Source organism: Hallerella succinigenes (genome assembly GCF_002797675.1).
GTDB classification, from domain to species: Bacteria; Fibrobacterota; Fibrobacteria; order Fibrobacterales; family Fibrobacteraceae; genus Hallerella; species Hallerella succinigenes.
The window spans coordinates 2,950,861-2,973,587 of the sequence record NZ_PGEX01000001.1 but is presented as its reverse complement, the minus strand read 5'-3'; the positions used below and the strand labels follow the sequence as shown (position 1 = coordinate 2,973,587).

At 48.1% G+C, this 22,727-nt stretch carries 19 protein-coding genes; 9 read left to right on the top strand and 10 right to left on the bottom strand.

The genetic code is table 11. The annotated features are described in order from the left end of the window. Positions 1-4: 4 nt before the first annotated feature. From BGX16_RS13765 to BGX16_RS13745, 5 genes are all read left to right on the top strand, one after another. Positions 5-1,384 carry a M23 family metallopeptidase gene (locus tag BGX16_RS13765; RefSeq protein ID WP_100426570.1) on the top strand — a complete coding sequence of 460 codons (1,380 nt, stop codon included), beginning with the start codon at positions 5-7 and terminating at the stop codon, positions 1,382-1,384. Between the two features lie 87 nt (positions 1,385-1,471). Next, positions 1,472-1,918 carry a hypothetical protein gene (locus BGX16_RS13760; protein ID WP_100426569.1) on the top strand — a complete coding sequence of 149 codons (447 nt, stop codon included), beginning with the start codon at positions 1,472-1,474 and terminating at the stop codon, positions 1,916-1,918. A 105-nt stretch (positions 1,919-2,023) separates the two neighbouring features. Then, positions 2,024-3,637, top strand: a complete 1,614-nt coding sequence (locus tag BGX16_RS13755; protein WP_100426568.1) for a cellulase family glycosylhydrolase — start codon at positions 2,024-2,026, stop codon at positions 3,635-3,637. Between the two features lie 95 nt (positions 3,638-3,732). Further along, positions 3,733-4,806, top strand: a complete 1,074-nt coding sequence (locus BGX16_RS13750) for an HD domain-containing phosphohydrolase (RefSeq protein WP_241899565.1) — start codon at positions 3,733-3,735, stop codon at positions 4,804-4,806. Further along, on the top strand, positions 4,806-8,750 hold the full coding sequence (locus BGX16_RS13745; RefSeq protein WP_100426566.1) for a response regulator: 3,945 nt from the start codon (positions 4,806-4,808) through the stop codon (positions 8,748-8,750). Before BGX16_RS13750 ends, BGX16_RS13745 begins: the two co-directional genes overlap by 1 nt. 36 nt (positions 8,751-8,786) lie before the next feature. Here the strand turns inward: BGX16_RS13745 and BGX16_RS13740 are convergent, their stop codons facing one another. Beyond that, positions 8,787-9,047, bottom strand: coding sequence for a zinc-ribbon domain-containing protein (locus tag BGX16_RS13740; protein WP_100426565.1), 261 nt, complete (start codon positions 9,045-9,047; stop codon positions 8,787-8,789). A gap of 144 nt (positions 9,048-9,191) precedes the next feature. Beyond that, positions 9,192-10,190 carry a class II fructose-bisphosphate aldolase gene (locus tag BGX16_RS13735; protein WP_100426564.1) on the bottom strand — a complete coding sequence of 333 codons (999 nt, stop codon included), beginning with the start codon at positions 10,188-10,190 and terminating at the stop codon, positions 9,192-9,194. Between the two features lie 298 nt (positions 10,191-10,488). On the opposite strand from BGX16_RS13735, the gene BGX16_RS13730 reads away from it, so the two are divergent. Next, positions 10,489-13,038 carry an ATP-dependent Clp protease ATP-binding subunit gene (locus BGX16_RS13730; RefSeq protein ID WP_100426563.1) on the top strand — a complete coding sequence of 850 codons (2,550 nt, stop codon included), beginning with the start codon at positions 10,489-10,491 and terminating at the stop codon, positions 13,036-13,038. 85 nt (positions 13,039-13,123) lie between these two features. Beyond that, a complete protein-coding gene (locus BGX16_RS13725; RefSeq protein WP_157798069.1) occupies positions 13,124-14,083 on the top strand; it encodes a glycosyltransferase family 2 protein in 960 nt (319 codons plus the stop codon). Positions 14,084-14,087: 4 nt separating this feature from the next. On the opposite strand, the gene BGX16_RS13720 is transcribed toward BGX16_RS13725, so the two are convergent. The 8 genes from BGX16_RS13720 to BGX16_RS13685 form a co-directional block, all read right to left on the bottom strand. Further along, positions 14,088-14,798 carry a hypothetical protein gene (locus BGX16_RS13720; RefSeq protein WP_146139545.1) on the bottom strand — a complete coding sequence of 237 codons (711 nt, stop codon included), beginning with the start codon at positions 14,796-14,798 and terminating at the stop codon, positions 14,088-14,090. Positions 14,799-14,819: 21 nt separating this feature from the next. After that, the gene (locus BGX16_RS13715) at positions 14,820-15,479 is read right to left on the bottom strand and encodes a hypothetical protein (RefSeq protein ID WP_157798068.1); all 660 of its coding nucleotides are present in this window, start codon (positions 15,477-15,479) and stop codon (positions 14,820-14,822) included. A 235-nt stretch (positions 15,480-15,714) separates the two neighbouring features. Further along, complete coding sequence (locus tag BGX16_RS13710) at positions 15,715-16,836, bottom strand: CobW family GTP-binding protein (RefSeq protein WP_100426559.1); 1,122 nt, start codon at positions 16,834-16,836, stop codon at positions 15,715-15,717. Positions 16,837-16,904: 68 nt separating this feature from the next. After that, a complete protein-coding gene (locus BGX16_RS13705) occupies positions 16,905-18,218 on the bottom strand; it encodes a CapA family protein (RefSeq protein WP_100426558.1) in 1,314 nt (437 codons plus the stop codon). Between the two features lie 3 nt (positions 18,219-18,221). Further along, entirely contained in the window at positions 18,222-19,787 is a 1,566-nt protein-coding gene (locus BGX16_RS13700) for a peptide chain release factor 3 (RefSeq protein ID WP_100426870.1), read from the bottom strand. Between the two features lie 77 nt (positions 19,788-19,864). After that, the gene (locus tag BGX16_RS13695) at positions 19,865-20,071 is read right to left on the bottom strand and encodes a hypothetical protein (protein ID WP_100426869.1); all 207 of its coding nucleotides are present in this window, start codon (positions 20,069-20,071) and stop codon (positions 19,865-19,867) included. 108 nt (positions 20,072-20,179) lie between these two features. Beyond that, positions 20,180-20,509 (bottom strand): cupin domain-containing protein, encoded by a 330-nt coding sequence (locus BGX16_RS13690; RefSeq protein WP_100426557.1) that lies wholly within the window; start codon positions 20,507-20,509, stop codon positions 20,180-20,182. 144 nt (positions 20,510-20,653) lie between these two features. Then, entirely contained in the window at positions 20,654-21,013 is a 360-nt protein-coding gene (locus BGX16_RS13685) for a hypothetical protein (protein WP_100426556.1), read from the bottom strand. Positions 21,014-21,054: 41 nt separating this feature from the next. On the opposite strand from BGX16_RS13685, the gene BGX16_RS13680 reads away from it, so the two are divergent. Beyond that, positions 21,055-21,969 carry an MBL fold metallo-hydrolase gene (locus BGX16_RS13680; protein ID WP_100426555.1) on the top strand — a complete coding sequence of 305 codons (915 nt, stop codon included), beginning with the start codon at positions 21,055-21,057 and terminating at the stop codon, positions 21,967-21,969. Positions 21,970-21,976: 7 nt separating this feature from the next. Continuing rightward, positions 21,977-22,726, top strand: a complete 750-nt coding sequence (gene trmB / locus BGX16_RS13675; RefSeq protein WP_100426554.1) for a tRNA (guanine(46)-N(7))-methyltransferase TrmB — start codon at positions 21,977-21,979, stop codon at positions 22,724-22,726. Position 22,727: the final 1 nt, after the last annotated feature.

Genomic DNA, 22,727 nt, shown 5'->3' with positions numbered 1-22,727 from the left:
GTACATGCAACGCAAGGTTCTCGATTCGCTGATTGCCCGAGGTTCTTTCATCGGAATCATCGCTTCGAAGTCTTGCAATGTCCAAAAATCGTTAGAAGAGTTTGCGCATTCCCTGTGCGGGAATGCGCCTTTTCTTTTTGTCGAATATTCTTCGATCGAAGGCTCCGCGCGAAATTTTCTGCTGAAGCTCCGGGAAAAACAGGCCACAGGCGTCAAAACGATTTTTGTCCTTTTCAAAAAAGGAATCGACGAAGAAGCGGGGAAGCTCTTGTGCTCTATGCGTATGACGATTCTTTTGTCTGCAAACGGAGAAGAGATAGACTCCGAGGTTCTTTCTGACTTAGACGCCTTGGGTCCTTTTGACCCGAGCTTTTTCTGGTGGATCGCCCCCAAGCCTCAGCAGAAAAAGTTCCGTTACTTAAAAGATCACATTGCGAAATCCATCATTAAGCCGTTCCTTTCGGCAGAAGATGTAGAAGCAAGCCCGAAAACAGCAGCATCGACTTTTCAAGCGCTTCTAGAGATTCGTATTCTGCGCGAAAATAAGCTCGTCGGATTTCCAAAACTTTTCCGTAAATTCTTTATTCCTTTGTGCGTCATTGCGGTGATCATCCCTTTTGTGGTGCCGTCTAAGCTCGTTTCGCTGCCTTCGATGATGCGCAATATGAAGTCGGAAATGGCGATGTATTCGGATGCGCCTTATTTTGATTACACCTTCAACGGGACGGAATCCTTTGAACGCATCGCCCGTTATGCGGTAGGCCGCTTTACCGCAGTTGTCACAAATGAATCCACCTTAGGTTCTTATGTGAGCGAGACATTGGACAAGAACGGATTTTCCAAGGATTCCTGGAAAAAAGATCGTCTGCATATTCCGCCACAAGGGACTTCGATCCGTTTTTCTATTCCAGATAACATCACGAATCCGTCTTACGATTCCATTGCTCCGGCTTGGAAATATTTCACCAAGATGATCGCCGATTCTGTCGCCTATGTGACGGAACTCTATCACCCGAAAGCGACTCCCGGCGTCCGTTTGCATCCGGCATGGGACGTTGCAAGCCGTTCTGGCGCACGTATTCTCGCGCCTTTCAGCGGAAAGGCTTGGACATTCCAAGATGAACGCGGTGGTATCGTCATCGGAATCGCAGACAAGAAGCACGTAGTGCTTTTTATGCACTGCGATCAGCTTTTGTATCTAGATGGACAAAATGTGATGCAAGGGGATCCTGTTGCAACGGTAGGCACAACGGGCCATACGACAGGACCGCATGTTCACCTAGTGACAGGCTTTGTCAACAAAAACGGCAAAAAGCGCTTAGGAAATATCCGATATACAATTGTGAACCCAATCACTTGGTACTTCTCTATCCAGAAGGAGTAAGTGAAATATTACAAATTTACCCTTACTTTTGGCGGGGAATTTGGTAACTTTACATGCGGCTGGGAAAGTGATACAAGAGGAGTATTCATGACAATTCGTTCACTCGCTATTGCAAGTTTGGCTATTTTCGCAGCAGCCTGTTCGTCTACCCGTATACCTACTGCAGAAGTTGCAACGCACAACGACACTAGCCGTAACATCCCGAAAATCGACAATATGATCGTGGACCTGAAGAAGTCATACATTTCCCAGTGCTACGAACCGATTCTCGCAAAGAATCCTCCTGAAAATCAGTGCCAGACGGAATTGTTCCAAATGCTTGAACGCCGTTACCACTTGAACTACAATCAGCAGAATATTGACCAGGCTTCGAACGACCTTTTCTTCCGCGACGTGGATTCCCGTCTTCGCAAGATGGTACGCACCGATCCTGAAGTGCGCAGCGCCGTTCGCAGCGGTGCTTTCCGCAATGCGGACGAAATGCTCAGCTACTACAAAGAAAAGTACGCATTCGACACCCGTTCGCAGAACTAAGTGGATTTGCAGCTAAGTTTTACACAAAAGGCAAGGGAATTTTACCTTGCCTTTTGTTTATTTTCTTATTTTGAGAGGGAAATCATTTCTATTTGAAGGTTACCAATGGAACAGGTCAGCAATTCGAAACCGGGATTTTTTGTTCAAGGGCGTTTTCTTTATACGAAGGATAACGAAAAGGTTATTCTGCGCGGCATCAACCACATGTTCATCTGGACGGATCGCGAAGGAAAATCCATTCCTGAAATTGCAAAGACGGGTGCGAACTGCGTCCGTATCGTTTGGAACATGCATGGTCGAATCGCGGATCTGTACCGCTTGGTCGATGAAAGCATCACGAACGGCATGATTCCTATTGTAGAACTTCACGACGCTACAGGTCGTTGGAATCGTTTGCCGGAACTCGTCAATTACTGGACTCGCGAAGAATCCCTGCAACTGATCCGCAATCACCAGGAATATCTTTTGGTGAATATCGGCAACGAAGTCGGCGGTGAAATCGAGAGCGGGGAAGAATTCTTTGAAGCCTATTCTTCGGCAGTTACCCGTATGCGTGCCGCAGGCATTCGCGTTCCGCTGATTATCGACGCCGATGACTGGGGAAAGAATCCGAACAACATTTTGGGCCAGGGCGAAAGGCTCCTTTCGGTTGACCCGGAACACAATTTGATTTTTGACATCCACATGTGGTGGCCGTCCGAACTACACGATCCGAAAGCGACAGGATATGAAACTGTTCAGGATCGCGTCACGGGCGTTCTTGAAGAATCCGTTGAAAAGAACATTCCGCTGATGATCGGTGAATTTGCACCGGTCGCTGTAAACGGTGCCCGTGAAATTCCGTACAAATTCATTATGGCGGAAGCGGAACGTTTAGACATCGGATGGCTTGCTTGGAGCTGGGGCCCGGGCAACCTCGACAGTCCGGAAATGGACATGACGACCCATAGCTCTTACAACACTCTCGTCAGCTGGGGCAAGGAAGTTTGCGTCGACAGTCCGCTCGGCATTCAGAATACGAGCGTGATTCCGAACTTTATCCAGAACGAAGATTTCAGCACGGGCATTTTGGACCGCGGCCGCAATCTGGTCAGCAACAGCGACTTCTCGGATGGTCTTGAAAACTGGACCGCAGACTTTTGGGGCGGCAAAGCGAAAACAGACATCCAGAACGGCACGTTGCACTTCTCGATTCAGGAAGCAGGAAAAGAAACTTGGAATTTGCAGTTCAAGCAGTCTTTGCCGCTTCGCAACGGGATTACCTACGTTTTCAGCATGCGTGCCAAGGCAGACAAACCGCGTACATTGAATGTAGACATCAAGCGTGCGACAACGGAATATGTACCGTATGCAAACGGACGTTTCCTCGACCTTTCTACCAGCTGGCAGGACTTTAGCTGGAAGTTCACGATGAAGGAACCGACGGACGAAAATGCGGTCCTGGTTTTCGACATGGGCGCAAGCCCGGTCGGTTGGACGCTTTCGGACGTTTCCCTTGTACAGGCGCGTAGCGTGACGGACCGTCTCAACTGTAGCTTCCAGCGCAACGTGCAGAAGAATTCCGGTTACTTTAATGCTCCGGCTGGTCCATGGGAACTCCATCTGTACTCTTCTTCGGGAGAACTGTTGGATATTCTCGACAAGGGTAAGGGCGGTGAAGGCATGCAGCCGTTCCCAAAGATCGAACGCAGCGGCATCATGGTCATTAAAGACCTATAGTCCAACATCATATATTCCATATTAGAACAATCTTTTTGTGCTTTTTTGTTCAAATCGGATAAAACAGAATAGATTATTCTTATATGGAAGAACGGATGCCTCAAATTCTAGTTGTTGACGATACCAAGCCAAACATCGAGGTGTTGGAAGGGGCACTCGCACAGGAAAATTATAGCATTCATGTCGCACTCAGCGGAAAAAGAGCATTGGAGCTTGTCAAGCGTAGTGTTCCTGATTTGATTCTGCTCGACGTGATGATGCCCGAAATGGACGGTTATGAAACCTTCCGTCGCTTACGGGAAATTCCGAGTTGCAAAGATGTCCCGGTTATTTTCTTGACCGCCCAAGCCGAAAGCGAAAGCGAAATGAAGGGGCTTTCCCTAGGAGCGGACGATTACATCGCAAAGCCTTTCAACCAAGGTCTTTTAAAACTGCGCATCCGCAATCAGCTGGAGCGTAAATTTTATCGCGATCATCTTTCGGATCTTGTCGCCGAACGCACAAGTGAACTGTCACAAAAAACCACAGATTTGCAAAAGACGTTGCAGGTGATGCTCACCAGTTTGGGCGCCCTTGCAGAATTCCGCGACAATGAAACGGGAACGCATTTGCGCAGAACTCAGCTCGTGGTGCGAAAACTCGCGCATGCGATGAGTCAAATGGACGAATTCAAGGCAGAGCTTCCGAACGAAGAAATCGTCGACGAATATGCAATCGCGGCTCCGCTCCACGATATCGGCAAGGTTGGTATTACTGACGGCATTCTTCGTAAGCCTGGTCCGCTGACCGATGCGGAGCGCGAACAAATGAAGAAGCATACCATTCTCGGCTATCAGGTTCTTCTTTCTGCAACGCAGGAACTGAATAACAATCCGATGGTCGTGATTGCGGCAAACATTGCCAAATTTCATCATGAAAAATGGGACGGTTCGGGTTATCCGACTGGAATTTCTGGAAAAGAAATTCCTCTCTGCGCCCGCATCATGGCAGTTGCCGATGTTTACGATGCTCTCGTTTCTAAACGTGTCTATAAAGATGCGATTCCTCATGAAGAATCTCTCCGCATTATTCACGAAGGAAGCGGAAAGCATTTTGATCCCGACGTTGTCAAAGCCTTTGACACTTTCGAGAATGAACTCCCTAAAATTTATAAGTCGTTTGGAGAGTAATGGGTCAAGGGAAGAGAAAGCGCGAGCTCAGTTCTCGCATCATTTGGGTTTATACTCTGCCTACGTTGATAGCGATGATCCTCTGCTTCATCGCTTTTACTTCCTATATGCGGTCCTTTTTATTCGAAACGGCCTATAAGGAATCGAGCAAAACCTTGCAGCAGATTTCTCAATCCTTTGAACAGAAGATCAACACTTATACGGCCCCTTTTACTAAATTTCACAAGCGTATCGCTCACAGTCTTCCGTCCAATTTAAGATCGACTCTCCTTTCCGAACAAAAAAAACTGAACAACGTTGACATCTATTACGGCGGTGCAGATGGATATTTTGTCAGCGCCCGCAATTTAAAACGCGATCCCGAACATTTTGAATTCAGAACAAAGTCTTGGTATTTGGAACCGAGCCGCAATAAGGGTCTTGCTTATTCCGGCCCCACCATCAACTACGGAGCAGAACGCCGCGTTTTAACGATTTCCCTTCCTATCTGGAAAAATCGAAACCGTATTCAGGGCGTCATCGCCGAAGACATCGATGTCAACGACTTTCGTTCGTCCTTTTCTCTGCTGTCCAAGGAAAGCGGGGGAATCACGATGCTCGTCAACAGTGAAACCGACAGCGTCTACACCTATTTCCCGTACCAGACAAGTCTCGGAGAAATTACCCTCGACAGTATCTACGCGCTTTTTAGGCCTGCGAAAGAACATTACAATATCGACTCGCTCGCCAGTTCTGCGGTATCCAGTTTTCAATTCAAAGATGATCATGGTCGACAGTACACGGCGATGATCGCGCCGCTGAATAAAGTTCCGTTGCACCTCGTTTACATCATTCCGCAGAGTAAAACTGAAGCCCTCCTGAACAAAAAAAGTTGGAACTTCATGGTCTTTGCAGGCGGCTGTATTCTATTCCTTCTGATCATTACATCGATTGCGAGCAAGATTCTCTTTCGTCGAATGATTTCCAAGGATCTTACCGACAGCGTCAATTCGAGCACCCTTTTCGATGCGATTCTCAGCAGTAAATATTTTTCGCTGATTTTAACGGATAACCAATTCCAGGTTCTGCGTGCCAGTTCGAGTATTGCAACCGTTACGGGAGATGCGGATTGGCAAAGCCTTCAAGGCAAAAATCTTTGGGACATCATCCCAAATCCGGAATTCAAAGACTTTGTTTTGAATTCTCAAAAGCAGGCCGCGCCGCAGACAAGTGAAATTGGGCAGACGCAGATCGTGGTGCAGCAAAAAGACGGCCATATCGTTTGGCTGAACATTTCGTTTAACCTTTTGATTGAAGACGACGCTTCGGTCCGTTATCTGTTCCTGGTTTCCGATGAAACCTCGGCGGTCCGCAAGGATTCCATTCTGGATTCCATCATGGCGTCGTCGCAGAATACAATTATCATTTTCGACAGTGATTTAAAAATTTCCTACGTGTCCAAACGGATTGAAGATGTCTTGGATATAAAAACCTCGGAATTGATCGGCAAGCCTTATGATGAACTGACCGACATCGGCATTCCGCAGAAGATTTTGGAAATGCCTCTCGCCGCTATTGAAAACGGAACGCGCTGGAGTGCAAACTTTGAACTTCCGACGCGTAACGGAACGCAGATCTGGTGCCGCGGACAAGGAACCGTTTTGCTCTCCAAGGATTTGAGCAGCATCGGCTACCTAATCTTCATCACGGACATCACGCCGATTATCAAAGCGGAACAGGAAGCCAAGGATGCAACCAAGGCGAAGAGCGAATTCCTTGCCAACATGAGTCACGAAATCCGCACGCCGATGAATGCGATTATCGGTATGTCGGACCTCGCCCTTTCTACCGATCTTTCTCCGCGACAGGAACATTACCTAGGCCGTATTTCTTATGCGGCAAAATCGCTCCTGGGCATTATCAATAACGTTCTTGACTATTCGAAGATCGAAGCAAAAAAGCAAGACATGGAACACATTCCATTTGCCATTCGTGAAACTATTTCGAACGTTCTCTCGATTGCGGTGGTGCGCATTACCGGTAAGCCGATTGAACTTTTAGCCGATATCGACTCACGAATTCCGAAACGTATTTTCGGCGATCCACTGCACCTTTCGCAGATTTTGACGAACCTGATCAACAATGCCGAAAAATTCACGGAGAAAGGACAAGTCGTGCTGAAGATGGAGTTGAAGAAGCTCGAAAATTCTAAGGCGACAATTTACACCTGTGTCAGCGACTCGGGTATCGGCATGACTCCAGAACAGTCTGGAAAGCTCTTCCACATGTTCTCGCAGGCAGACTGTTCCACGACCCGCAAGTACGGCGGAACGGGCCTAGGCCTTGCCATTTCCCATTCTCTTGTCGAACTAATGGGCGGTGAACTGCAGGTGAGGAGCGAAGCGGGGAAGGGAAGCGACTTCTTTTTTACCGCGACCTTCGATGTTGTGGATCGTCCTGTCTCGAAGGGAATTTCGCCTCTCCAGAATAAGCGCATTTTAATCGCCGAAAGCAATGAAGCCTCTCTTTCGATTCTTGAAAAGATGGCTAAGACGATGCACGTGCAAGCGGACTTTGCAAATTCCGCAGAAAAAGCCTTTGATCTTTTCAAGTCCAGTAAGGATAATCCTTATGACGCGATTGTTCTCGCCTGGACGCTGACCGAAATCGGGGCTGTCGCCTTGGTGAAACAGATGCAAAATTCTGAATTGGATGTTCCACCGCTGGTCGCCATTTCCAAACTGAACGATGAAGCACATTTGAAAGAAGCGATTGAAACGGGTTTCAAGCGTTACCTGCCAAAGCCTTTCCTTGTCGAAGACCTGCAGAAGACCTTGGAAGAAGCCCTCGGGCTTCGCGTTGTCGAAGAAAGCAAGAATCAAAAAGCCAAAGCTCAAAAGAATTTCCACTTTAAGCCGGCCAAAATTTTGCTCGTTGAAGATAACGCCTTGAACCAAGAACTCGCGATTGAACTTTTGAACCGCGTCGGGCTCATGACCGACATTGCAAACAACGGCGAAGAAGGTGTGGCCGCTGTTCAAAAGAACGATTACTCCTTGATTCTAATGGACCTACAGATGCCTGTGATGGATGGCTTCGAAGCTACTAAGCAGATCCGTGCATTACAAGACTCTAAAAAGAATTCTCTGCCGATTATCGCCATGAGCGCACGAGCTTTGCGCGGAGATAAGGAAAAAAGTCTTGCAGCAGGCTTAAACGCTCATATCACAAAACCGATCGACCCGAAAGAATTTTACGGAGAACTTTCGAATTGGCTTGAGCAGGTGAACGATAAGACTTCCTTGGAATCGCTCAAGGGAGATGTCAGCATTACCAAAGATCCGTTCCTTGTCGCCTTTGACAAAATTCCGAACTTTGATGCGGAACTCGGGCTGTACCGTTCCGCAGGCAGCAAGGCGATTTATCTAAAAGTGATCCGTCGCTTTGTCGATGATTTTGACGGCTATATTGCCAAAATCCAGGCATTCATCCAAGCGGAAGACTTTATCTCTGCGGCCCGTATGGCACATACCTTAAAAGGTATTGCAGGGACCATTGGCTGTATGCAGCTGCAGGAACACTCCGCGAAACTGGAATACACGATTACTTCGAAAAAAGAGGAACTTCCGCTTACTCCGTGGGCAAAGCTCACCGACCTGCTTCAAAAGCTGATCGAACGCTTGCGTAAAGCGATTCCGCTTGCGGCAGAAGCCCTTGGAGAGCGTGAAGAAAAGCTTGTAGAAGATCCGAAAGCGATGGCAAAGCTGCAGAAAATGCTTAAAACCATCGAACCGTCGATTCAGGATGCAGTTCCTGCAGGCTGTCGAGCCGCTTTACAGCTCATTGAACACATCCGCTACGATGAAGAACGGATGAACCTCATTAAACAGCTCAAAACCGCTGTAGAAGACTTTGATTTCGAAAGGGCGGAATCTGTAGTTGCCGAATTAAAAAAGACGCTCTAATGCGCCTTTACGCTCAAATAGAATGAATTTTCGTGTTTAGACGATCCCGGTAAACACGATTAACAAAACGACGGCTAAAATTCCGCCGATAATTGCCGACGCAATCCGAGAAAAATTTTTTTTCTTTTGGCCAAATTCATTCTCGACGATTTCATCGTAATCGGGAAGTTCCAGGTCCGCGGACTCCGCGCCTTCCTTCCAGCCGGTATCCTTGTCGCTCCCGCAATGGGGGCAGAATGTGGCATCGTCTTTCAGCTCGGCGCCACAATGGGGGCAAATTTTTTTCACATCATCCATAGAAAATTCCTGCTCTTTACTGATAAAGTATAAAATGGGAACATTCTGAATTTATATACAAAAAACCGCGCGGCATACACCGTGCGGTTTTTAAGCTTTTCGCTAAGTCCCAGGTTTTGCAACCATTAGGACGACAAGACTCGATTAAAGCTTGTTGTCGGAGCCGAGCACATTCACGATCTTGTGGATGTACATCTTCTTCATGTTTTCACGAGCCGGCTTCAGGTACTGACGCGGGTCGAAGTGTTCCGGATGTTCGTCGAAATACTTACGGATTGCGGCAGTCATAGCGAGACGGCTGTCAGAGTCGATGTTGATCTTGCAGACAGCGGAGCGGGAAGCTTCGCGGAGCTGTTCTTCAGGAATACCAACTGCGTCCGGGAGACGGCCGCCGTGGGCGTTGATGGTGTCGACTTCGTCCTGCGGGACAGAAGAAGAACCGTGGAGAACGATCGGGAAGCCCGGGAGCTTCTTTTCGATTTCGTGGAGAACGTCGAATGCGAGAGGAGGCGGAACGAGCTTGCCCTGAGCATTGCGAGTGCACTGTTCCGGCTTGAACTTGTAAGCACCGTGAGAAGTACCGATGGAGATAGCGAGGGAGTCGCAACCGGTACGGGTAGAGAAGTCGATCACTTCTTCCGGCTTTGTGTAGTGAGAAACTTCAGAAGCCACTTCGTCTTCCACACCGGCGAGCACGCCGAGTTCAGCTTCGACGGTCACGTCGTGTGCGTGAGCGTATTCAACAACCTTCTTGGAGAGGGCGATGTTTTCTTCGTACGGAAGAGCAGAACCGTCGATCATCACGGAAGAGAAACCGTTGTCGATGCAGTCCTTGCAGAGTTCGAAAGAGTCGCCGTGGTCGAGGTGGAGCACGATCTGCGGATTGGCGCAGCCGAGTTCCTTGGCATATTCAACAGCACCCTGAGCCATGTAGCGGAGGATGGTGCCGTTAGCGTAGTTACGAGCACCCTTAGAGACCTGCATGATCACCGGAGACTTGGTTTCAACGGCGGCTTGCACGATGGCCTGCATCTGTTCCATGGTGTTGAAGTTGAAAGCCGGGATAGCGTAGCCACCCTTGACGGCCTTAGCAAACATTTCCTTGGTGTTGACCAAGCCGAGTTCCTTGTAAGAAACTGCCATTTTTTTACCTCTGATTGATTGTTGTGGCGTTTTTTAGGCGCCGTTTGTTAATTAGACCTAGTGAAATCTAGAAAAATACTCCAAGTTAGACGATGATTCCGAGTAAAAAAGGCAAGAATTTTGTTTTTGCCATTCCTTTCCAAAACAAAGCGGATAACGACCGTTTCAAAATAAAACGCAATACAGAAAAGTGGCGAAATTTAAGAAATTTAAGCCTTTTTTAGAATGGCACACATTTTGCTTTTAGGAAAACGACAAAAATAAAGCCTGCCGGAATAGCTCCGGCAAGGAGGTAAAAATGGCTGATTTTACGAATGATTCGGAAAAGGTTCTTGCCAAAGCGCAGGAACTGATGGACAAGAAGTCCCATTCCTATCTGGGAGTGGTCCATCTTGCCCACGGGCTTCTCGAAGCTCCGGACGCCCGTTTGAAAAATCTGTACCGAGCCAAAAAGGCGAACATCAAGGAAATGCAGGCTAAGCTTGCACCGTTCCTCGATTCCGTTCCTAAACTGATGGATGTAAATCCGGACGCTGGACGCCCGGACGAAGATCTTTCCCGTGTGCTGAGGGCGGCTATCCAGGCCGGCCGTAAAACTTCGCAGGCGGCAAGTCCGAGCGATATGCTCGTTTCCTTGATGCGTTTTGCACAGGAACGCCGTGTAGCCAAAATTTTTGAAGACGCCCTTGGCAGTGCTGAAGTCGTGGAAACCTGGCTTTCCGATCCGATGAGCGCCGCTGCTGTCGCCGAAGAAGAATCCCCGTTAAAACTTTACGGTAGGGAATTGGTCTCTTTGGCTGAAGAAGGGAAATTGGATCCGGTGATCGGACGAGAAGAAGAAATCCGCCGAGTCATTTTGATCCTTTCGAGAAAGACGAAGAACAATCCAGTCCTCGTCGGGGAACCAGGCGTCGGTAAGACCGCGATTGTCGAAGGGCTTGCCATGCGAATCTTCAAGGGGGACGTTCCCGACGCGTTGAAGGGAAAGAAGCTCTTTTCTCTCGATTTGTCCGCGCTGATGGCAGGTGCAAAGTACCGTGGCGACTTTGAAGAACGTTTGAAAAATGTACTGACCGCTCTTGAAGAAGACGGCAATACGCTGCTCTTTATCGATGAACTGCACACGATTGTCGGTGCTGGTAAGACCGAAGGCAGCATGGACCTCGGCAATATGCTGAAGCCAAAGCTCGCCCGTGGAGAACTGCACTGCATCGGAGCAACGACCACGCAGGAATACCGCCGTTACATTGAAAAGGATGCGGCTCTTGAACGCCGTTTCCAGCCGGTCACCGTTTTTGAACCGACCGAAGACGAAGCGATTTCCATTTTGCGCGGCGTTAAAGAAAGCTTTGAAAGCCATCACGGCGTGCGCATTCACGACAACGCTCTCGTGGCGGCAGTAAAGCTTTCGAGCCGCTACATTGCAGACCGTTTCCTTCCCGATAAGGCGATTGACCTAATCGATGAAGCGGCGAGCATGGTCAAGACCCAGCTCGATACCGTACCCGAAGACTTGGACAATCTGCAACGCAAGGAATTGCAGCTGAAGATTGAAGAAAAGGCTTTGGCCAAGGAATCGGACGACAAGAGCAAAAAGCGTTTAGCGGAACTGCAAGACGAACTCAAAACGACTTCGGCTGCCGTTTCGATGATGCAGGCGAAGTGGCAAGAAAAACGTGCCAAGTTCAACGAACTGAAGGATGCAAAGGAACGCCTGCACAAGGCGCATGAAGAAATGGAACAGGCGGAAGCCCGCTACGACTTGAACCGAGCCGCGGAACTCAAGTACAACACCATTCTGAAGCTCGAAAAAGATGTGGCAGACCTCGAAGCCAAGGCGCAGAAAGCGGCCCGCGAAGGCGAACTGACCGAAGAAGTCAATGAAGAGACGATTTCTCAAGTGGTCAGCCGTTGGACAGGCATTCCGGTCACACGTCTCCGCGAATCGGAACGTGCAAAGCTTTTGCACTTGGACGAACGTTTGCACGAACGCGTCGTCGGTCAGGACGTTGCCGTATCTTCTGTTGCGGAAGCCATTCTGAGAAACCGCAGCGGACTTTCGAGAGAAAATGCTCCGGTGGGAAGCTTCCTCTTCCTCGGCCCGACCGGTGTCGGCAAAACGGAACTCGCCAAGGCTTTGGCTCAGGAACTTTTCGACAGCGAAAACGCGATTGTTCGAATCGACATGAGCGAATACATGGAGAAGCATTCCGTTGCCCGTTTGATCGGTGCCCCTCCGGGATATGTCGGTTATGAAGAAGGCGGTCAGCTGACGGAAGCGGTCCGTACCAAGCCGTATTCCGTGGTGCTTCTGGATGAAGTCGAAAAGGCGCACCCGGATGTATTCAACGCCTTGCTCCAGGTTCTGGACGACGGACGTTTGACCGATGGCAAGGGCAGAACGGTGAACTTCAAGAACACTCTGATTTTAATGACTTCGAACCTCGGCTCGGATCTGTTCATGAATAATCCGGAAAAGGATGTTTCGATTGACGACGTGATGCCTCGATTGAAGGGATTCTTTAGACCGGAATTCTTGAACCGTTTGGACGAAGTTCTTGTGTTCAAGAGCCTTTCGAAGGACCAGATTCTTTCGATCACGGGGCTTAAGTTCAAGGATCTCGCTAAGCGTGCGGCTCGTGAAGGTTACATCGTGAACGCTTCGGATGCGGCATTGCAGGCGATCGCAGACAAGTCGTATAATCCGGAATTCGGTGCCCGTCCGATTCAGCGATTCCTCGAACGCGAAGTGGAGCGCAAGCTTTCGCATGCGATTATCGCTGGTGAAGTTAAGCCCGAAGTGCCTTGCACGATTGACTTCCAAAATGGTGAATTTATCGTCAAATAAATTCATCGTGAATTCCTAAAAACAAAAAGGTCGAACGTTTGTTTCGGCCTTTTTGTTTTTAAATTATTTTGAGGAAAAGCTTCAAATGGAAAAAATGGAATCCAACCTTCGAATTTGTGTTTTAATGGCGACCTTCAACGGAGCTTCGTATTTGCGAGAACAGCTCGATTCCATTTTAGCGCAGATTGGACCCCAAATATCCATCTACATTTCCGATGACGGATCCACCGATTCAACGCCAGAAATTCTTGAAGATTTTGCCCGCCAGTTCCCGGCAAAAATATTCTTGTTGCCGCCCAACACGCGTGGAAGGGGAGCCTGTTCGAATTTTTTCTATCTGATGCAAAACGTCGATTCCGATTTGTATCTTTTGGCAGATCAGGACGATCTTTGGATGCCGGATCACGTACAAAGTCTTTATGAAAGGTATCGCAATCTGAGCAACGCGAAACAGGCCTTGCCAACATTACTGTTTTCGGACATGAAGATTATCACTTCGGACGGTCGGTTTTTGGCACATTCCTTTTTGAATGCCGAAAAATTGCCGAACGATGCAGCTCCTGCGCACTTTTATTTTATGCAGAACAATGTTTCGGGCTGCGTCACGCTTTTCAATCAGGCGTTAAAAAATTACGTTCTCAAGAATCCGGATCTTTTGTGGCAAAACCTTTCGAAGATTCCCATGCACGACGCCTTCCTTGCGACGACAGCGGCTATATTCGGCAATATTTACTTTGTGCGTAAAGCCCTTTCTCTGTACCGTCATCATGACAAGAATACGGTCGGCGTCCAAGACATCACCAGTCGCAAGCATATCTTCGAACGTTTAAAAAATCAGTCTGACGACATAAAGCGTTCTATGCAATACGCTGAATTCTTTGCCAAATATTTTGAGCAAGAACTGAAAGCGGGGGAATTAAAAATCTTGCAAGAATTCGCCCATTTAGAAAGCAAATCCAAGATACAGCGCATTCTCTTTATGCTACGTCACCAGTTCCTGAAAGCGGGTTCGTTAAGAAGATGCGTTCAACTCTGGAACGCGTAAACGCTTAGAATTCAATAATCCCGTAAGCGCCGAGTCGCATTCGGTCGTTATTCTTTTCTTGCATAATGCCGATCGAAAGTTCGGTCATCACATGGAAATAGGGGAGAATGCCGATTTGCACACGGGGGACTATATCCACCATGAAGTCATCCAAGATGTTTCCCAAACTGCCGGAAGATTCAATGCCAATCATCGCAATCAATGCCGGCGTAAATTTAAACTGTGGAGTGACTCCCAAGGCAAATTCCGCAAGACCGCCATCGCTCACGATACGGTCAAAGAATCCCAAGCGGGCTTCATAAAGCGTCGAAAAAATACGGGACATCGGATGAAGCGATGTATAGGAGAAGACAAGGCCCGCACCGCGCTTATTGCCGATACCGATCAAGAAATCCGCACCGATTGTCGAATATTCCATGATACGGTACTTAGCGCCCACATCTACGTAAGATTGGACGCTTTCCATGTCGTCTTCAGAATCAAACAAAAGCTTGGCACCGACTTCCCAGAAATCGTTGATGGCAAGCTGGGCATTGATCGGCAAGTAGCCGTCTTCCTGGTAATTTGTATAAAAGCCCGCACCAAGCGATGTACGATCGCGAACTAAAAATTCAGGTCCGAACGTGTAACGCGTATCCCAAATGCGATCCAACGCCGAAGCGGAAGCCGCGAGCCAGATAATCAAAAGCAGGGAAGTGCGGAATAAATTTTTCACGTTCAAAAGATATTAAAAAAATTACTGGAGTTTCGAAGACCAAGCGTCAATAATCGAAGAAAGGACCGCATTTTTGGCCTGATCGATAAAGGCGGTTCTTTCTTCCGGCTGTACGGGCTTCTTTTCATCCACAGCAAAATGGACGAGTTCGCCGTTTGGCGTAAGGGAGAATTCAAAATCGCCAGAAATGCGGATAGTATCCGTCGCAAGGATCTTGAGCGCATTCATATCGATATTCAAATGCGTGTGAAGTTCCATTTTAGAAGATCCCGGTACAATCGCAAATGCGGAATCCTGAAACTCGATCGGAAGTTCCACTTGGGAATCAAACGAGATTATACCCTTGGCAGAACGCAGCCAGAGCGAGTCATCCGAACCGTTTTTCACGTTCACCTGAATCGCAAAATAAAGGGTCCCAAGGCTGTCGGGAATGTTACCTTTGGCAATGTTCTGAACGAGCAAGATTGCTTTGGGATTCGGTAAAATCGAATTTTTCGGCTGCTCTCCGATAAACTTGTCCAAGTCGACACGTACGGAGTCATAACTCGCTCCAATGACTTCCAGCTTGCATTTGGTTAAAATGTTTGCCGCTTGAACCTTTCGGGACGCAGCACAGCCCGAAAGAAAGGTAAAAGTCGTCGTTGCAAGAGTCAAAAAGAGTGCGAGTTTCTTAAAAATCATAGAGTAAAGATAATTGAAAACGGATCGGGACGTTTTCGTTGAAAAGCGCCATTTTGCCCGAAAATCGTCAAAAGGCGCCGCGGCCCGACCAACGATGCGCACGGCTCGGCTGGCCCCGGAGACAAGAGAAGCCATTTTCGTGATGGCTCCGGACGTAAATGTCCGATAATGCGCATTATGTAAACTATAAATAAAAAAGAAATCCCGGAGAGTTTTCCGGGATTCTTTTAGAAGCTTATTCGCCAAGGCAATTGTCGAGCTTGTCGCAGATTTCCTTGCGGTCCATCTTCTGACCGATGAAGACGAGACGAATTTCACGGTCGCCGTACTTTTCATCCCACATTTTCTTCACGTCCGGTTCTTCCTTCAGAGCGACTTCCTGTTCGCTCGGCTTTAAGGAAGCGATCCAACGGCCAAGACAGCGGGCGCTAGCGTCCTTGCCGGCCTGTTCGAAGATATATGAGTAAGAGCGGTCATCGTCGAACCACATAATGCCCTTGGCTCGGATAATGCTGTTCGGATAATTGTCGAGGAACGCTTCGAGCTTTGCACGGGAGAACGGGCGACGAGCCTTGTAAACGAACGTGCCGATACCGTATTCGAGAGCTTCCCCTTCTTCTTCCTCTTCTTCAGGATTGTTGAGTTGCTGAATCCAGGATGCAGAAGAAGAAACCTTTTCGAAGTTGAAAAGCTTCGTATCAAGAATGTCCTGGATATCGACCTTGCCGAAGTTCGTTTCGATCATCTTGGCTTCCGGCTGGAGTGCGCGGACAACAGCCTTCACATGCTTCAGTTCTTCTGCGGAGATCGTGTCGACTTTGTTCAAAACAATCGTGTTACAGAATTCTATCTGCTGAACGAGAAGGCTTGCCAGATCTTCTTCTTCCCTATCTTCTTCAAGCAGCTTATCTCCCCCGCCGAATTCTGTTGCGAGACGAAGAACGTCCACCACAGAGATGATGCCATCCAAATGGCACGGAAGATTCTGACCATCGAGTCCCTTAAGCTTCGAGCCCATGAGCGTAATCGTCTGCGCAATCGGAAGCGGTTCGCAAATGCCGCTTGCTTCTATCAAGATGTAGTCAAACTTGCCCTGTTCGAGAATCTGGGCGAGCTGTTCCAAAAGGTCCGTTTTGAGCGTGCAGCAAATGCAACCGTTCGAAAGCGGAACAACGGAATCCTTCTGTTCAATTTTGCCGCCCTTTTCAATCAGGGTCTGATCAATATTCACTTCGCCGATATCGTTCACAATCACCGCCACATGATAACCCTGCTGGTTATTCAAAACGTGATTGAGAAGCGTCGTCTTGCCGGCTCCGAGGTAACCGGCGAGGAGTGTAATAGGTACGGATTTCATTTCTTTTTGACTCCTTTTATATATTCAAACCTAAATAGAGGCCCGCTTTGCCTGTTCTATCTAAATCATTACGGGGCAGCCGTTTTGCGGAATCCTTTTGCAGATAAATTCACAATTTCGAGAGGTAAAACATTTGCAGGATCTTCTGTATTGCACTTCGGAGCGTTCTCTAAATTTTTGTGGAAAAGTTCTTCAAACGCTTTCAGGGAAAGCTCAGGCTTTTTCGCCTTTAACAAGTGATGTTCTGCCAAAGAATCCGAATAAGCGACAAGAGGAATCGCGTGATAGTTCCCCACTTCTTGCTGAGTGACGGATCCTTCAAAGGTCGCAGAAGAAACTTCCAAACGGGATGAATCGCCCTTCACGACCTTGCGCACGGCGAACTTCGCTACCCCACCCAGATTTGTCGAAATATCCTGTTGGTTCGAAACAAAGTTGCCAAGCGACCAGTACACGAGAGCGCGGTTCCCTGCTTTCGTCGTATAGATGCCATAAGGCTCAATCACATGCGGATGCGTACAAACAAGGATATCGGCACCGGCATCGATCGCCTGTTCCGCATAAGCCCTTGCTTCTGCAGTCGGCAGTTCCACGTATTCCGTTCCAAAGTGCATAAAGGCAACGGTGACTTCGGCTTCGGCTTCCGCTTTCCGAACCATTTCTACCCAATCCCCGTTCGAATCCAGAAGGTCCACCAGATACGGTCTATCCGCCGGAAGTTTTTGTCCGTTCAGGCCGTAAGTAAAATTCACAAACGAAAAACGAATACCTTTCTTGTCGAGAGTGAAAACAGAATCCTGCCCAGCCTGGGTCTTATGAATTCCCAAAACATTTGCCGATTTACCCGTCCAAAAATCGATCGTGTAATCGACTGCGGAAGCGCGACGGTCCATCGTGTGATTTGTCGCATGGGTCACAATGTCAAAGCCCGCTTCGATTTCCGCAAGGCCGATTTCTTCCGGAGAACCAAAGCTCGGGTAAGATGCGTAGCCTTCCGAACGCGGAACAAAGACTGTTTCCTGGTTCACAATCGCAATGTCTGCAGCCTGGATATCCTTTTTCCACGGAGCAAAGACATAATCGTAATTGCACTTAGAAGAATCTTCCTTGCACGCTTTAAATAGCGGCGTGTGAAAGAGAACATCTCCGATAGCGAAAAACGAAACTTCGAAAACGGGTGAATCTTCCTTCACCGGCTTTACGGAATCCAGAGCCGCAGCCGTATCGAGTGCAGTCGAATCCACTGCTGCAAAGTCTACGGCTAATGTATCCACGGCGGAAGTTTTCTCAGTTGCCGAATCATGTACCGGTAAGAGATTCTCTTTAGACGTTCCACTGCAAGCGACAAGAGTAAACAGCGAGAGCCAAGGAAGTATTCGCATAGATTACCCTAAAGATGTTTCGACAAACTTCAATTCCGGATAGTTCTTGACTGCGAGCGTCAAGCGATATTCGTTCGGGAAGAGACAGACAAAACGCTCTTCTTTATCACGCATACAATCGCCGCCGTTATCGGTCACAAACTTTTCGACTTCAGCCGGATCCCCAACGATCCAACGGACGCCGAAGGAAGGGATGCGATCCAGAGAAACATCGGCACCATATTCCGACATCAAACGGAACTTGAGCACATCGAACTGCAGTTCGCCGACCACACCGATCACCGGAATGGCAGATTTGAACGGTTGATATAACTGCGTTGCACCTTCTTCCGTCAATTCTTTCAATCCCTTCGCAAGCTGCTTCGACTTGAGCGGATTCAAAAGCGTCACACGGGCAAAATATTCCGGTGCAAAATCCGGAATGCCTGAAAAGCTCATTTTTTCGCCCTTTGTCAGCGTATCGCCAATGTGGAAAAGGCCCGGATCGTTAATGCCGACAATATCGCCAGCCCATGCCGTATCAATCACTTCCTTATCCTTGGCGAGGAATGCCGTCGGAGCCGCTAAACGCACATCACGTTCGGAACGGACGTGGTAAACCTTATCACCGCGCTGAAACTGTCCCGAGCAAATGCGGATGAACGCTGTACGGTCACGGTGTTTCGGGTCCATGTTTGCCTGAATCTTAAAGACAAAGCCCGAAAAATCCGATTCACTCGGATCCACTGTACGCTTGTCCGTTTCACGCGGCATCGGAGCCGGAGCGAGATCGGCAAAAGCATTCAAAAGCTGACGCACGCCAAAACCCGTCACAGCACTGCCGAAGAACACTGGGCACATTTCACCCTTCAAGAAAAGTTCATGGTTGAACGGATCCATGCCGCCCGTCACCACGTCATATTCTTCACGGAACTGGTTCACCCAGTTTTCTCCGCAAAGTTCTACAAGCTTCGGATCGTCCGGACCGGACATCTGCAAAATTTCTTGGTGACCGGACTGAGCATTATAAACATTAAACGTATTGTCGGCGATGCAATACACGCCCTTGAAAAGTTTACCGACACCAATCGGTAGGGTAAATGGAATCGCCTTGATTTTTAAAACAGATTCAATCTGGTCGATCAAATCCAAAACCGAACGACCATCCAAGTCCATCTTGTTGATAAAGGTAATGATCGGGGTGTGGCGCATACGGCAAACATCCATGAGTTTGATCGTCTGTTTTTCCACACCGTTCACGCTATCGATCAAAACGAGCGCCGAGTCCACGGCGGTCAAAGCGCGGTAGGTATCTTCGCAGAAGTCTTGGTGCCCCGGTGTATCGACGAGGTTGAACCAGCAACCTTCAAAGGGAAAATTCAAAACAGAACTCGAAACGGAAATTCCGCGGTCCTGTTCGATCTTCATCCAGTCACTGACCGTATAGCTACGGTTAGCTTTAGCGCGGACATGGCCCGCTTCACGGATAACTTTACCGAACCAAAGAAATTTTTCGGTGATGGTGGTTTTACCTGCGTCAGGGTGGCTGACAATGGCGAAAGTGCGACGCTTGGCGATTTCTGGATTTATTGACAAAATGGGCCTCGTTCGTTGACGGGCCCAAATATAGAAAAAGAGAAAATAGTTTTAAGAGAATCGTCGCGGAATTACTGCGGATGGCGTTCCAGATCGAGGATCATGGACTGCAGAGAGTCTTCCACCGAGGAGCGAAAATCCGCCGAACCAATGCTACAGCTTTTAACCGGGTGTTCTGCGTCCGTACCCTTGATGATACGGATTACCGGGAAACCACCTTCCATCGAAAAAAGAACGGAATAACCCTTCAGCAACAGTTTTTCAATCAAATCGCGCATGGAACAAGACTCCTTATAAATGTGAAATGAAAAATTTAGCCCGACACGGGCTTCTTCCGCAAAAATTACTCTTTTTTCGGGAAAAAGCAAGAAAATTCAAACCATTCTTTACTTTTCTATCACCGCTGTAAACAGCACCAGGTCATCGATTCCCGTATTTTCAATCGTATGAATCGAACCTTGCGGGCAAATGTGACAGCAACCGGGATGGAGAAATTCTTCTTTCCCATCGCAAATAGCAACCCCAGTCCCCGAGACAACGTAATTGATCTCTTCCCCTTTTTTTTGTTCATGAATCCCTATCGATCCATAAGGATGGATCCGGTTCAAGACAAATCTACCAAGAGAATGGATTACCATTTGTGCGGTCATTTCTCCAGCCCCGTGATTCATTCCCGGTCCCCTTACCGGTTCAATCTGACTAAAATCGATTAACATACGAACTCCTTATCTTCTTCTTTTAATATACGCATTCATCTTTTAAAAAACGATTAGTATTTTTCATAGTCACGCATTCTGCACGCTTCAGTATAACGCGCAATTTCATACAAATGAACAAAATCTTTCCTTTCGGATGGTATTTTATACGGAAATTTTGCGTTTTTCCAAGATTCGTTTCCATAGTTTATCTTGCAAATGGTAGAGTCTTTGAGTGCCGTTCTCTAAAATGTAATAGTGACGAATATATGGAACGAGCAGGACCAAAAAAAGCAGATCCAGCACAAGCAGTGGAAGAGTCGGGTAAAGCGTAAAGAAAAGGGTCGTGCCTACAAACAAGAGCGCAAACAAAAGGGTTACAAGCAGATGGATCAATCGTTCATGTTGAAAGAACTGAATCTGTAAAATCAAATCCTTTCGGACGGCTTCATCCGATTCAAGCGTAGACTCCCCCACAAGGACGCTTTCTACATACGAGATATAGTTCAAAAGACGATGTTTCATACAACAGCCTCCTTTCAAAACTTACTATCTTTGAGCCCGAAATGCAAGAAAACCGGTCCCTGCACAACGCTTTACGCCAAGTCCGTCATCACGTCGGAAAAGTCAATATTCATGGCTTTTCTGTTTCCGGACTCGCCACCTATCTTCAACTTCCGGAATACGACTTTTGCGTGGACATGGGAGAATGCCCTGTTTCCGCAATCGGCATCAACCACGTATTCCTGACCCATGCGCATGGCGACCACAGTCGCTGCCTGATGCGGCACCACAGCTTACGTCGCATGATGGGCGTCGAAAAGCCTTCGGTTTATTACATATCCGAAGACCTCGTCCCCGGAGCAGAAAAATGGATTCATTCCGAAGCCATCTTCGAAGGTGTTCCCGAGCAGCGTTTTAAGCTCCCGGAAATCGTCGCGATGAAGGCTGGTGAAAAAGTGCCTCTCAAATACCGAAAGGATCTTTCGATCGAAGCGTTCCGCACGCGCCATACTCAAGTGGGCCGTCAGAATTTTTTGCCTTCGATGGGCGTCACGCTTTACAATCATAAGAACAAGCTGAAAGACGAATTCCTCGGCTATGACACCACGCAAATTATTGAACTTCGCAAGCAAGGAATCGAAATTACCCGCGAAGTTTTCGATCCGCTGATCACGTTTATGGGAGACTGCCTCGGCGATAACCTCACCGATCCGGATCTCGCCGCAATTTGGAATTCCGAAGTTCTGGTTACCGAATGTACGTTTGTCGACGACGGTGAAGAATCGATGGCAGATAAAAAAGGTCACACGCACATTGCACAACTCGTCAAGGCCCTTGAAATCTACGGTCCGACCATGCAGTGCAAGCACATCGTGCTGAATCATTTTTCGATGAAATATTCTTCGGATCACATTCTTGGAACCATCCTGAAAAAGATCCCGGAAGCTTACCGCGATAAGATTATCGCATTTATCTAAGGTAAACATGACTAACGAAATGGAAAACATGGAAGAAAGCCCGAAGGCAAAGAAGGAAATCATCATTCCTGAATTTTACCGTGACTTGAACCAGGACAAAGATTTGCCTTGCATGTGGCACTTTGTTCACCGTCATATTCCGGGCACGCGCAAACCTATCCAGACCGAAGACAACCAGCCGGACAAGCATCCGCTGGATTGGAAGGAAATCTTCCCGATGCACAACGATCACATCGAAATTGAAATCGGTTCCGGCAAGGGCGGATTTCTCGTGGAATATGGCAAAAAACACCCGGATTATTTCATCATGGGAAGCGAATGGGATTTGACATGGGCGCGTTACGCGGCAGACCGCATGATGCGTAACAAGCTTAACGCCAATACGGCCATGCTCCGCGGCGATGTTTTCTACTTTCTCCGCGACCGTGTTCAGAGCAATACCGTGGACGCATTCCACATGTACTTCCCGGATCCGTGGCCAAAAGAACGCCACCACAAGAACCGTCTCCTCCGCGAAGAATTTCTCGTGGAAGTCGCCCGTGTTCTGAAACCGGGCAAACGTATCTTCTACTGGGGCACGGATCACAAGGAATACAACGCAGTCGCACTTGAAGTCTTTGACAACTTCCAAGGTTGCAAGATCATCGAACGTAACACGGCCCTTCCGACGGAAGGGATCATGACGAATTTTGAAAAGAAGTATCGGTTGGAAGGTCGCCCGATCTATCGTAGTATCATTGAGTTTGACAAGGCCTAAT